Raw genomic sequence first — 12212 nt, 5'->3', positions numbered from 1 at the left:
ACCTCAGCGCCAGCTCGCGAGATTGAAGGCGAGCGCCACGACGCCAACCAGAATGAGGCTGGTCGCCCAGATTGCATCCAGATTGAACCAGCTTCGCGCGACAAACCTCAATCCCAGATAGCGGTAGACCAGCCACGCCAGACATCCGCCGGCACTGACCATGGCGACAACGTGCACCAGGGACACCAGCACCGCCATCCCGAGACTCGCCTTCATCAGCGCGCCCGCTGCCTCATGGCCGGCATCGAGCTCGAAGGCCTGGCAGAGCCCGAGATAGATCGGCACGAGCATCAAGGCCGCACCGTGAGCAATGGCAACGGCGAATGACCAGAGCGCTAATTGCGTTGGCGGAATTCGGGCCAGCGTGCGCGGATGGCGCCGCTCGATCAGCCGATAGACGCCGAAGCCGATGACGAGAAGGCTCGCGCCGAGCTGGATCGAGCGCTGCCACTCGGCCAGCACGAGCAGGAACGCGAATGGCAGCAGCACGAGAAGTGTTGCCAGGAGATGTCCGGCCGCCAGAGCCCACAACGCGCGGAACAGCGCGCGCGGGCTCTTGTCCATGAGCCCGGCCGACACGGCGAGCGGCCATCCCATTCCCGGATTGACGCCGTGATAGAGACCGCTCGCAACAAGAGCGAGCCACAGCCAGCCGAGCGGCCAACTCCCGTGCTGCCAGCCTAGGCCGACGGATAGCAAAAGGAGTCCGTCGAACAATCGCCGCCCTCCAGCCTGATCTGGTGCGCACGATATCCGTCGGGGAAGCTCACGAAATAGTCCTTGGCGAGCTCCAGGCCGCCGTCGCGGCCGACATTAGCCATGACTTCCACGCCCGGAACCCCATCGGGATAGAATTGGTCATCCCAGGTGGAATACAGCGAATTGGTCCAGTACACGCGCTTGCCGTCGCGGCTGATCTCGACCATCTGCGGGCCGGCCGCAAATGCCTTGCCGTTCGGATGGGGAGTGCGGCGCGCGATGCCGCCGATGTGAACCGAGCCGGCAAGCTTCGGCTTTCGCGGATCACTCACATCGTACTGGCGCATTTCACCCGTGCCCCAGCACGACACATAGAGAAACCGGTCATCCATCGACAGGTCGATGTCGGTCACCAGCGGCGGCACGGCGCCAAATCCCTGCAGCAGCGGCGGGAGCTGCTCCTTCGGCGCGGGCTCGGGCGGAATCGTCGCCGTCTTCTCCGCGTGGAATTTTCCGCCTTCGCGCCACCAGGTCCAGATCGATGCTTCGAGGTTGGTGGTGTCGACCACAACGCCAACGAAGCCGTATTCGCGAACCGGATCGTGCGCGGGCCGCACCTCCAGCGCCATCTGATGATTGGCGCCGAGGTCGATGGTCTGCACGTTGCGACGGGCGCGGAGATCCCAGAAGTGGAGACGATGGCCATATTTGTTCGCCAGCAGATCTTCCGCGACGATCCCGTTCTCGAACTGCGGCGGCAACGCCCATTCGCTCGTCACCATGTAGTCGCGCGGCAGGTTCCACCAGAAATCATAGTGCAGCGTCTGCGGACCGCGGTCGATCTCCCACCGTCCAAGGACCTCGAACGTCTCGCAATCCATGATGAAGACGCCTGGAGGCCCGTTGGTGCCGTCCTTGCCGCCGCCGCCCAGCGTGCTCACATAGACGCCGTCCGGCCCGCAATGGATGGTATGCGGCCGCGAGTAGCCGGTCTTTTTGAAGATTTCCTCGGGCTCGATGATCTTGTGGATTTTGGCCTTGGTCGGATCGGGCTTGGTATCGATGATGTAGATCCGCGACGAGCGTATCCCGGGGATGATGAGATAGCGCCGCTCGATGAAGGCGTGTCCGGCGAGCGGCGACAAGGCGGAGGAGCAGGCGTTCCAGCCGAAGTGATGAAACTCATCGCCCTTGTTGGGCATCGTCACCGTGTGGACGATTTGGCTGTAGGTCGGCGATCCCGGCTTGACGTCGATGACCGCGAGAGCATCCGGCTTTGAGAAATCCGGACTGAGCAGCAACGTGTAGGCAAAGTTCTCCGCTGGCGCTTCCATCGCCAGCTTGGGCGATGCGTGAAAGGTGGGATCCGGCCTCATCGTCATGGCACTGCCTCCCTGTTTCGTCGGCTCGCTCCAACCTGGCTCGAAATAGCGGCATAATGAAGAGCTGCTCAGCGACGTCTTGAGAAGCTCCGCGGACCTGGTTGGCGAGCGTACGATACGTCATCGCCGGCGTGCGGAAAACCGCCCGAACCGCGCTAATTCGACGCCCTCAGCCAGACGGAAGCCGGCGGGATCAGGCCAGCGCGCACCTCACACTCGGCATCGTCCCCGCGTAGGCGGGGACTGCCGAGAGACCTGGCGACAACCGAGCGGGTACGGCGCTACTTGCCCCACCGCAACGCCAGCGCATCCCGCTCCTTGGCGAGCTCCAGCAGCCCTGCCCGCGTCGCCGGGTGCAGCGGCTGGAGCGGATGCCGCACGGCGTCCGATTTGATCACGCCGCCGGCCTGCATCATGGCTTTGCAGGCGATCAGGCCGCATTGGCGGTTTTCGTAGTTGATCAGCGGCAGCCAGCGCTCGTAGGCGGCCTTTGCCTCCTCACGCTTGCCGGCGAAATAGGGATCGATGATCTGGCGGATGCCGTCGGGATAGCCGCCGCCCGTCATCGCGCCGGTCGCGCCGGCGTCGAGATCGGCGAGCAGCGTGATGGCTTCCTCGCCGTCCCACGGGCCTTCGATATCCTTGCCGCCCGCCTCGATCAGGCTGCGCAGCTTTGCAGCCGCGCCCGGCACCTCGATCTTGAAATAGCGGATGTTGGCGAAGTCGCGCGCCAGCCGCGCGAGCAGCTCGACCGACAGCGGCGTGCCCGCCACCGGTGCATCCTGGATCATGATTGGAATGTTGATCGCGCCCGAGAGCACCTTGAAGAACTCGACGATGCCTTTCTCGGGCACGCGGAAGGTCGCGCCGTGATAGGGCGGCATCACCATCACCATGGCGGCCCCCGCCGCCTCCGCCTGTTGGCTGCGCGCCGCGCAGACGGCGGAGCTGAAATGCGTGGTGGTGACGATCACGGGAACCCGGCCCGCGACATGCTCCAGCACCGCATGCATCACGGTTTCGCGCTCGGCATCGGTGAGCACGAACTGCTCGGAGAAATTGGCGAGGATGCAGAGACCATTCGAGCCCGCATCGATCATGAAATCGATGCAGCGGCGCTGGCCCTCGAGATCGAGCTCGCCGCGCTCGTCGAAGATGGTGGGCGCGACCGGGAACACGCCGCGATAGGGGCGCTGGGCGTTGTGTGGGGTGACCGGCATCGAACTCTCCATCCTTGATACGTCTGTTGCTGCACTCCCGCAGCGCCACAGATGTACCCGCCGCGTGAAGCGGCGGCAATGCCGTTCGCGCGACGCCCAGACGGATGACGATCGACGTTATGCGGTCTTCACGGCCCCCAAAAAGCCTTCGACCGCGACGCGAAGACGATCGGCATCGCCCGACATCTTCTTCACGGATTCGGACAGCACAGTGCCGGCATTGCCGGTTTCCTGGTTGAGCCTGGCGACGCTGCCGATGGTGTCGGTGACCTCGCGGGTGCCCTGGGCGGCCTGCTGGAAGTTGCGCGAGATCTCGGTGGTGGCCGCGCGCTGCTCCTCGACGGCGGCTGCGATCGCCGTCATCTTCTCGTCGATGCCGCTGATGGCGCCCCCGATCGAGCGGATGGCGGTCACGGCCTGGCCTGTCGCGCCCTGGATCTCCTCGACCTGGCGCGAGATTTCTTCGGTTGCGGTTGCGGTCTGCGCGGCGAGGCTCTTGACCTCGCCGGCGACCACGGCAAAGCCGCGGCCGGCCTCGCCCGCACGCGCCGCTTCGATGGTCGCGTTCAGCGCCAGGAGATTGGTCTGGCCGGCGATGGCGTTGATCATCTTCACGACCTCGCCGATCCGGCTCGCGGTCTGATCGAGGATCTCGACCGTCGCGTTGGTCCGCTCGGCCTGCGACACCGCCTCGCGCGCCTCGCGGGCGCTCAACTGCACCTGTGCGGAGATCTCGCCGACGGATGCGGAGAGTTCCTCGGTCGCGGCCGCGATGGTCTCGAGATTGTTGGTGGCCTGCTCGGCCGCGGAGGAGACTGCCGCGGTCTGGCTGGTCGACTCTGATACCAGCGTGCGCACATCAGTCGCCGTGGCATCGAGCTCCCTCGCCGACGCAGCGACACTGTGGATCACCGCCTGCACGGTGTCGTCGAAGCTGCGGCACGCATCGTCCACGGTACCGGAGCGGGCGAGTTGCAGCGCCTGTTGCGATTCGCGTTCCTGGCCCAACCGATCGGCGGTCGCCGCGCTCTCGCGCAGGCTCTCGAGCGCGGCAGCCATGGTGCCGAACTCGTCGGGATATTTCGACTGCGGCACTGGCGTCGCGTAATCGCGGGCGCTGATTCGCGCGATGGCGTCGAGGATGGCGCGGACCGGGCGCATCAGGCGATTGCGCACCACGTAGACGCCGGCGAGGGTCACGGCGAGCGCGAGCAGAAACGCGAGCGACTGCACGATGAGGTTGGTGAGCGCCTTGGTCTGCACGGCCTCGGCACGCGCGATCGACTGATCCAGCGCTTTGGTCGCGACCCCGACAATGAGCGGGAACGGCGACTGGCAGAGCGTATTCCACTCCGAAGCGGGCATCGCGGGCTTGCCGCTGCCGTCGAGATTCTTGGTGAGATCGCCGATCTGCTTCAGGACGCCATCGGTCTTGGTCTTCGCGTCCGACGCTGCCGTCACCAGCTCCGCCGTCACGTCGGGCGCGGCCAGCAACTCGGCCATGCCCGCCCAGCCGGAGGCGATCGTGCCGTCCCATTGCGCCACCGACCGCTTCTGAACGTCGTCGAGCGGCTTGCTGCTGTTGATGTTCGAGCGAAGCGACGAACAATGGACCCCATAGCGGTCGCGCACCTGCCAGGCGAAGCGGCGGACCTGGATCATGCGCGCGATGTAGGGATCGTTCATCCAGGCGCGGTTCGACACCGCGGTGGAGGCGAGGTTCGCCGTATCGATGACCTTGGTGACGGCGTCGTACCAGGAATTGGTCCGCTCCATCTTGCGCTCGGCGCGCGGAAGCCTGGCCTCGTCGTAGAACAGCTGGAATTGCGGCGCGGCTTCGTTCCAGCGCTGCTTCAGCGTGCCGGCGAGCTCGTCGCGGCGTGCGAAATCGACGGTCGCGAGCGCGGCGCTGATCCCTTCATAGCCACCCTGCTCGGCCTTCTCGGCTTCAGCGAGCTTTGCCTTGGGATCGTCCTCGCCAAGAATGGCGCTCTGGGCATCGCCACGATTGTTGCGCAACGCGAGCACGCCATGGAAGATCGCCTTGTCGGCAGCGGCGAGCCGCGCCGTCTCGAGACTGTCGCTGTAGCGACCGAACGCTCCGAACATCTGGATCGCCGTAGAGGCCAGCGCACCCGCCGCAAGCAGGGCCATCAAGGTCAGGAGAAGCGAGCTTACCGATTTCTTAAACATTACCATGAGTCAGGGGGCCTGCATTGTACTGCCGGCCACCCTGCATCGCGACATGCCAAGGATCGGTTAAGGTTTTAGTCAAATTGCCGGGAGCGTCCGGTCTGCAAGCGCTTTAAGACTAGCGAAATCAGGCAACCTTGGTGAAATCGGGCGGCCGGCGCTCGGCGAAGGCGGTGAAGGCCTCGCGTGCTTCCGCCGTGCGCAAACGCTGCGCGAATTGCTCGCCTTCGGCCTGCATCTGTGCGACCAGCGCCTCGCCGTTGCGCATCAACTTCTTGGTCGCAGTAAGCGCGCCGGCCGGCTGGCGAGCGAGCCGCTGCGCCAGCGCGAGCGCCTCGGCATCGAGCTTGTCGAGCGGCACCACACGGTTGGCAAGGCCCCATTCCAACGCCGACCTCGCCGGTACGGTCTCGCCCAGCGCGAACATCTCGTAGGCGCGGGCGTAGCCGATGCGCGCCGGCATCAGCAGGCTCGAGGCGGCCTCCGGCACCAGCGCGAGGCTGACGAAGGGCGTCGACAATTGCGCATTGTCGGCGAGCACGACGAGGTCGCAATGCAGCAGCATCGTGGTGCCGACGCCGACGGCGCGGCCCTGCACCGCCGCGACCAGCGGCCGGGTGCAGCGCGCCAGCGACTGGATGAAGCGCACGACGTTGCGGCTGCCTTCGGACTTGCCGGCTGCCACGGCGGCGAATTCGCCGACATCGTTGCCGGCGGTGAACATGTCACCCTCGCCGCGGATCAGGATCACGCGGGCGGACGGATCGAACTCGGCGGATTCGATGGTGTCGGCGAGCTTGCCGTACATCGCATCCGTCAGCGCGTTCTTCTTGTCGGGGCGCGCCAGCGTGAGGGTGAGAATTCCGTTGTTGTTCTCGATCTGGACGTGCTCGGTCATGGGTCTCTCCTTTAGTCGTCTGAAGGTCTTGGAAACTTGTCCTGAATGCTGGTCAGCCAGCGCGCGACGATGTCGATCTCCGCGCTGGTAAAGCCATCCGTCAGCGCGACGTTGATCTGCGCCGCGTCAGTCTTCGCCTGCGCCAGCACGGTGCGCCCCTTCGGCGTCAGCCATACGCGCCAGGCTCGACCGTCCTCGCGATCGGCCCGCCGCTCGACCAGCCTCGCCGCAGCACTGCGATCGACGAGGCCTGAGATGCCGGCCGGCCCCATGTCGAGCGCCGCGCCTGCCTCGCCCATCAGCACGCCGTCCTGCTTGCCGAGGATGAACAACAGCCCCGCCTGCGCCGGCGTGACCTCGTTCTGCGGCTGCGCCGCCATCCAGCGCTGCAAGCGGCGTTGCGCGACGTTCAGGAGGTAAATAAGCCGATGATGCCTCGCTGCGGCTTCGTTATTTCGCATGCGAAATAGATAGCCGACCCAAACCGGATTGTCAAAGGGAGACGGCTACGCGGCGCGGCAGCCATCGAGGAACAGCGCCGCGCAGGTTTGCACGCGGCGCTCGATCTGCTCGCGTGACGGCAGCGGCATGCCGCCATAGATCGCCGCGCGCTGCGGCGCCGATGCGACCATGCCGATCAGCATGCCGGCAACTTCCTCCGCATCGTCGATGGCGATGCGCTTGCGCTTGACCTGGACGCGCAGCCAGCCCGCGAGCGTCCTGACGGTGCGGGAAATGCCGTTGCTGTAGAAGTTGGCGGCGAGCTCGGGGAACGCGGCGGATTCCTGCAGCACCATGCGCTGCAGCGCCACGACCTCAGGATCGAGCGCAAGATCGGCGCAGGCCAGCAGCGCGGCACGCAGGCCCGTCTCGATATCGACCTCGTCGCTTCCTTGCAGATCGACGGCGGAGAGCAGCCGCTCGAGCCTGTCCGCGCACATCGCCTCGAACAGCGCGGCTTTGCCCGGAAACAGGCGATAGAGCGTCTTGGTCGAGATGCCGGCGCGACGTGCCAGCCCTTCGGTGCTGGTAGCGGCATAGCCGTCGACGGCGAAGGCGTGGCGCGCGGCGTCGAAGACGATCCGCCTCGTCTCCTCGTCGCTGCGCAGTTGGGGCCGCCCGCGGGGGCGGCATTCACCTGATGGTTTTGCCTGAGCCATGCTTTTAAATGACGCCTGTCATTCCATTGACAATTCCAAAGCTAGTCTCATTTTGGAAATCGTCAAGTTTCCTAATTCAGGGGAGCCGGCCATGACCGTCCACACCACCCCATCTGCTGCGACCCAAACCGCTATTCCCGCAACCGTGCCGGAGGGCGTTCTGCCCACCGCGCCGACCGGCGTCCGCCGGCAAAAACTCAATCTCCGCAAGCTGTTGCTGATGGGTGCGGCGATCGTCGCGCTGGCCGGCGCGAGCTGGTACGGCTACGACTACTGGACCGTTGGGCAGTACCTCGTCTCCACCGATGACGCCTATGTGAAGGCCGACAACACCACGATCGCGCCGAAGGTCAGCGGCTACCTCGACTGCGTCCTGGTCGGCGATAACGAGCATGTGAAGGCCGGCCAGATGCTCGCCAGGATCGACGATCGCGACTTCCGCGTCGCGCTCGACCAGGCCAAGGCCGACGTCGCCGCCGCGAATGCGACGGTGACAAGCAAGCAAGCGCAGCTCGAGGTCCAGGAGGCCGTGATCGCGGCGGCAAGAGCGACCATCGATGTCGACAATGCCGCGAAGGTTTTCGCGAAGCAGGAGAACAAGCGCTACACCGATCTCGCGGCAACGGGTTTCGGCAGCGTGCAGAACGCGCAGCAGGCGCAAGCGCGCGACGCCGGCGCAGACGCGGCGATCCAGCGCGATATCGCCAATCTCACCTCCGCCTTGAAGCAGGTCGATCTCCTCAACGCCGAGATATTGCAAGCCAGGGCCGCCGCCGCACGCGCGGCCGCACTCCAGCGTCAGGCCGAGCTCAATCTCGGCTACACCACAATCGTCTCGCCGATCGACGGCGTGGTCGGCAACCGCTCCTTGCGCGTCGGCCAATTTGTGCAGGCGGGCACGCAGCTGATGGCCATCGTGCCGGCCGAGGGCGCCTATGTGGTCGCCAACTTCAAGGAGACGCAGCTCACCCACGTGCAGGCCGGCCAGGCCGTCGATATCGAGGTCGACACCTTCCCGGGCCAGGTCGTGCACGGCCACGTCGATTCCATCGCGCCGGCGAGCGGCCAGGAGTTCGCGCTGCTGCCGCCCGACAACGCCACCGGCAATTTCACCAAGGTGGTGCAGCGCATCCCCGTCAAGATCGCGCTCGATGCCGCGCACGGTCCCGCGATCGCGCTGCGGCCGGGCATGTCAGTGATCCCGACCATTGCAACACGTTCGACCGCGCCGACCGCGAATGCGGCCGTGACGCCCAAGACAAACGTAAAGGCGAAGCTCGTTTCCGGAGGGTCGTGCCATGTCAAACAGCCTCTCACTTTCGACGCCAGCAACACCGGTCGCGACGCCTGATCCGGCAATAGCCGACCCGAACCGCGCGAGTGCCGCGATCTGGATCGCCGTGCTCGCCGCCATGATTGGCTCGTTCATGGCGATCCTGAACATCCAGATCACCAACGCCTCGCTGGCCAACATCGAGGGCGGCATCGGCACCGGCGCCGACAACGGCTCCTGGATCTCAACGTCGTATCTGATCGGCGAGATCATCGTGATCCCGTTGACCGACTATTTGAGCCGCGTGTTCTCGTTCCGCCGCTACATGCTGGCGAGCGCGACGCTGTTCGCGGCGTTCTCGGTCGCCTGCGCCTTCACACATGATTTGCCGTCGATGATCGCGATGCGCGGTCTGCAGGGCTTTGCCGGCGGCGTGCTGATCCCGATGGCGTTCACGCTGGTGCTGACCAAGCTGCCGAAGCCGCAGCAGCCGGTGGGTCTTGCGATCTTCGCGCTGTCCGTCACCTTCGCACCCGCGATCGGCCCGACCATCGGCGGCTATCTCACGGAGAACTACGGCTGGCGTACCATCTTCTTCGTCAACGTGATCCCGACCGCGGTGATGGTGGCGGCGCTCTATCTGACGCTGGAGAAGCAGAAGATGCAGCTCGGTCTGTTGAAGGAAGGCGACTGGGCCGGCATCTTCACCATGGCGATCGGGCTGTCGGCACTGCAGGCCGTGCTCGAGGAAGGCAACAAGGACGACTGGTTCTCCTCGCCCTTCATCGTCAAGCTCGCCGTGATCGCGGCCGTCAGCCTGACGCTGTTCGTCACGATCGAGCTCACGATCGAGAAGCCACTGATCCGGCTGCGCCTGCTGACGCAACGCAATTTCGGCTTCGGCACCATCGCGATGACGATGGTCGGCTTCGCGCTGTTCGGCTCGGTCTATATCCTGCCCGCCTATCTCGGCCAGGCGCAGGGCTACAATGCGGAGCAGATCGGCAATGTGCTGGCCTGGACCGGCCTGCCGCAGCTCGTGCTGATCCCGCTGATCCCGAAGCTGATGCAGCGTTTTGATACGCGCTATATCGCCATCACCGGCCTTCTGATCTTCGCCTATAGCTGCTTCATGAACACGGCGATGTCGCCGGACTATGCCGGCGACCAGCTCTGGATTCCGAACATCGTGCGTGCCGTGGGACAGGCCATGGTGCTGACGCCGCTGACCTCGGTGCTGACAGGCGGCATCGCGCCGCAGGACGCGGCCGCGGCCTCCGGCATCAGCAACATGTTCCGCAATCTCGGCGGCGCGATCGGCACGGCGACGCTCGCGACCATCATCACCAAGCGCGAGCAGTTCCACTCCAACATCATCGGCCAGTCGGTCACGCTCGGCCGCGAGGAAGTCCGCACCCGCATCGCGCAGATGACGGATTACTTCATGGCCCACGGCGTGCCCGACCCCCACGCCGCGCGCGAGCAGGCCATCATCGCGCTCGGCAAGACGGTCAAGCGCCAGGCGCTGGTGATGGGCTATTCCGACGCCTTTGCCGTGATCGGCGCGGTGCTGGTGCTCGCGGCGATCGCGGTGGTGCTGACGCGGCGCGTCAAAGCGGCCGGCGGCCCGGCACATTAGTCAACAGCGCGCCGTTCCTCACGGTGCGCAAGTAAAACTCGACGCCTCCGTCACTGGGCCGCTCTTGTAGTGCGGCCAAGACGGCCAGCGGCACAGCGGCAGCGCGCGGAGCGTTGCGAACGTGGGCGCCTCGACCTTCTGCTCGCTGACCTCGAGGTCGCCGGGTCCCTTGCCCTGCTCGACCCACTCGACCAGCGCGCTGAGCATGTCGACATTGGCCGGCGCGCCGGAGCCGACGTGGTCGACGCCGGGCGCGGTGTAGAGCCGCGCGAATTCCGCCGTCTCGGCCTTGCCGAGCTTGCGTTCGACGCTCTCGAAATAGCGGATGCCGGCATATGGGCTCTGCGCATAGTCAGCCATGTGCTCGAGCATGATGAGCCGGCCGCCGCGTCCGCGAAACCGGCTGAGATCGGGATCGGTCGAATCCATCAGGCTCGAGACCTCTAGCAGCCGCGCCTTGTGCTCCTCGACCTTGTAGGTGGTGACGTCGAGCTTGGGATCGCGTGCGAACACATGTTGAATGCCGCCGGCGCCGTAGATCCAGGCGATGCCGTTGTTGGGGGCAGGCGGCTGCGCGGGTGGCGCTGTGCCAAGCCACCACGCCACCCAGCCACCGGTCGGTCCGATCGCCGCCGCATCCTCGCCCGACACGCCCCAGCCCGGATAATCGTCGAGCCCGTTGGCGAGCGCGAACGGGAATTTGTAGGTCTCGTGCAGCGTGTTCACGGCCTTGATCTGTGCATCGGTGAGGCACTGATCGCCGCTCTGGCCCGCCGCACAACGCAGCGTCTCGACCTTGAACGCTGCCTTGCAGGCTACGGGGTCCTGCACCAGCGCATTATCGGAGCCGTCGGCCTTGTCGCAAGCCTGCCGTACGGAATCGGCCACGAGCTTGACCTGCGCCGGATTGATCCAGCCCTCGCCCATGGTCGCGAGCCCCGAGCGCGTGCCGGCATGCTGCAGGCCGACCCAGTTGATCACGGGCACGCGGGCGAAGATGCCATCGAAATCATCAGGGTAACGCTGCGCCATGGTGAGGCCTTCGCGGCCGCCCTCGGACGAGCCCATGAAGTACATTTTTTCCGGCTTCTTGCCGTATGTGCGCTCCATCAGCCCAACCGCGGCGTCGCGCACCTTCTTGTAGGCACGGTGGGCGAAATTCTCGAAGGCTTCGTCATTCAGCGCGAACAGTTGCGGCGGCTCGCCTGGCTTGGACTCATGGCCGGAATCGGTGCCGTAAGTGACGAAGCCGCGCGCCAGCGGCGACGGCTTGTCGAACGGATAGGCCGGCGGCAGCCCAAGGCCGGTGATCAGCACGCCGTTAAAGCCCCCACCGCCATACTGAACGGAGCGCCCGTTCCATTCGACGGGAAGGTTGACCTGGAATTTAATCGGCGGCGCCTTGGGATCGGTTGGGTCGATGTGACCCAGCACCTTGCAGAAACCGGGATTGGCCGGCGTGATGCGCCCAGACGGCGTCGGCCCGCGCTCGGCGACAGCCAGTTGCGACGGCGCCAGCAATGTCGCGGAAACGATCTTCACGGCATCGGCGCCGCCAGCGAGGCTTTTGCAGACCATCTCCGCATCCTCCGCCAGCGTCGCCGCCGACACGGCATTCGCACTCAGCGCGACCGCCGCACCCACGAGCAATGCACACCGCTTCGCGTTCTTTCGCGTCATCGTTTCCACCCTGGCTTTCCCTATTTTTGTATCCGACGGTTGGCCGCATTCAATGCAACCTTCGCCCT

The 12212-nt window shown here is 65.5% G+C and carries 10 protein-coding genes; 2 read left to right on the top strand and 8 right to left on the bottom strand.

Translation table 11 applies throughout. The features are described 5' to 3' along the window. Positions 1 to 3: 3 nt before the first annotated feature. The 7 genes from AB7535_RS41230 to AB7535_RS41200 all read right to left on the bottom strand — a co-directional run bounded on the left by AB7535_RS41230 (position 4) and on the right by AB7535_RS41200 (position 7552). Entirely contained in the window at positions 4 to 597 is a 594-nt protein-coding gene (locus tag AB7535_RS41230; protein ID WP_354114518.1) for a hypothetical protein, read from the bottom strand. An 83-nt stretch (positions 598 to 680) separates the two neighbouring features. Beyond that, positions 681 to 2081 carry a selenium-binding protein SBP56-related protein gene (locus tag AB7535_RS41225; protein ID WP_071909224.1) on the bottom strand — a complete coding sequence of 467 codons (1401 nt, stop codon included), beginning with the start codon at positions 2079 to 2081 and terminating at the stop codon, positions 681 to 683. A gap of 281 nt (positions 2082 to 2362) precedes the next feature. After that, a complete protein-coding gene (locus AB7535_RS41220) occupies positions 2363 to 3301 on the bottom strand; it encodes a dihydrodipicolinate synthase family protein (protein WP_071917085.1) in 939 nt (312 codons plus the stop codon). Between the two features lie 117 nt (positions 3302 to 3418). Further along, positions 3419 to 5500 (bottom strand): methyl-accepting chemotaxis protein, encoded by a 2082-nt coding sequence (locus tag AB7535_RS41215; protein WP_354114504.1) that lies wholly within the window; start codon positions 5498 to 5500, stop codon positions 3419 to 3421. 121 nt (positions 5501 to 5621) lie between these two features. After that, positions 5622 to 6392, bottom strand: a complete 771-nt coding sequence (locus AB7535_RS41210) for an enoyl-CoA hydratase (RefSeq protein ID WP_354114503.1) — start codon at positions 6390 to 6392, stop codon at positions 5622 to 5624. A gap of 11 nt (positions 6393 to 6403) precedes the next feature. Next, positions 6404 to 6853 (bottom strand): MarR family winged helix-turn-helix transcriptional regulator, encoded by a 450-nt coding sequence (locus tag AB7535_RS41205; protein WP_354114502.1) that lies wholly within the window; start codon positions 6851 to 6853, stop codon positions 6404 to 6406. A 45-nt stretch (positions 6854 to 6898) separates the two neighbouring features. Beyond that, positions 6899 to 7552: a TetR/AcrR family transcriptional regulator gene (locus tag AB7535_RS41200; protein WP_354114501.1), complete on the bottom strand. Its 654-nt coding sequence runs from the start codon at positions 7550 to 7552 to the stop codon at positions 6899 to 6901. Between the two features lie 91 nt (positions 7553 to 7643). On the opposite strand from AB7535_RS41200, the gene AB7535_RS41195 reads away from it, so the two are divergent. Together AB7535_RS41195 and AB7535_RS41190 are read left to right on the top strand one after the other, a co-directional pair. After that, positions 7644 to 8903 carry an HlyD family secretion protein gene (locus AB7535_RS41195; RefSeq protein ID WP_354114500.1) on the top strand — a complete coding sequence of 420 codons (1260 nt, stop codon included), beginning with the start codon at positions 7644 to 7646 and terminating at the stop codon, positions 8901 to 8903. Beyond that, the gene (locus tag AB7535_RS41190; RefSeq protein ID WP_354114499.1) at positions 8851 to 10464 is read left to right on the top strand and encodes a DHA2 family efflux MFS transporter permease subunit; all 1614 of its coding nucleotides are present in this window, start codon (positions 8851 to 8853) and stop codon (positions 10462 to 10464) included. The genes AB7535_RS41195 and AB7535_RS41190 overlap by 53 nt, the downstream gene beginning before the upstream one ends. A gap of 18 nt (positions 10465 to 10482) precedes the next feature. Here the strand turns inward: AB7535_RS41190 and AB7535_RS41185 are convergent, their stop codons facing one another. After that, positions 10483 to 12144, bottom strand: coding sequence for a tannase/feruloyl esterase family alpha/beta hydrolase (locus tag AB7535_RS41185; protein ID WP_354114498.1), 1662 nt, complete (start codon positions 12142 to 12144; stop codon positions 10483 to 10485). Positions 12145 to 12212 lie beyond the last annotated feature (68 nt).

This window comes from Bradyrhizobium sp. 956_D2_N1_4, from assembly GCF_052076025.1.
GTDB classification, from domain to species: domain Bacteria; phylum Pseudomonadota; class Alphaproteobacteria; order Rhizobiales; family Xanthobacteraceae; genus Bradyrhizobium; species Bradyrhizobium barranii.
Note: the sequence above shows the minus strand (reverse complement) of the source record. Positions and strands in the feature narration are given on the sequence as shown.

Excerpts from the sequence above, each read along its gene's own strand:
- AB7535_RS41195 (WP_354114500.1), top strand. The coding sequence starts at position 7,644 with ATGACCGTCCACACCACCCCATCTGCTGCGACCCAAACCGCTATTCCC.
- AB7535_RS41225 (WP_071909224.1), bottom strand. The coding sequence starts at position 2,081 with ATGACGATGAGGCCGGATCCCACCTTTCACGCATCGCCCAAGCTGGCG.
- AB7535_RS41215 (WP_354114504.1), bottom strand. The coding sequence starts at position 5,500 with ATGGTAATGTTTAAGAAATCGGTAAGCTCGCTTCTCCTGACCTTGATG.
- AB7535_RS41185 (WP_354114498.1), bottom strand. The coding sequence starts at position 12,144 with ATGACGCGAAAGAACGCGAAGCGGTGTGCATTGCTCGTGGGTGCGGCG.
- AB7535_RS41220 (WP_071917085.1), bottom strand. The coding sequence starts at position 3,301 with ATGCCGGTCACCCCACACAACGCCCAGCGCCCCTATCGCGGCGTGTTC.
- AB7535_RS41210 (WP_354114503.1), bottom strand. The coding sequence starts at position 6,392 with ATGACCGAGCACGTCCAGATCGAGAACAACAACGGAATTCTCACCCTC.
- AB7535_RS41230 (WP_354114518.1), bottom strand. The coding sequence starts at position 597 with ATGGGATGGCCGCTCGCCGTGTCGGCCGGGCTCATGGACAAGAGCCCG.
- AB7535_RS41190 (WP_354114499.1), top strand. The coding sequence starts at position 8,851 with ATGTCAAACAGCCTCTCACTTTCGACGCCAGCAACACCGGTCGCGACG.
- AB7535_RS41200 (WP_354114501.1), bottom strand. The coding sequence starts at position 7,552 with ATGGCTCAGGCAAAACCATCAGGTGAATGCCGCCCCCGCGGGCGGCCC.
- AB7535_RS41205 (WP_354114502.1), bottom strand. The coding sequence starts at position 6,853 with ATGCGAAATAACGAAGCCGCAGCGAGGCATCATCGGCTTATTTACCTC.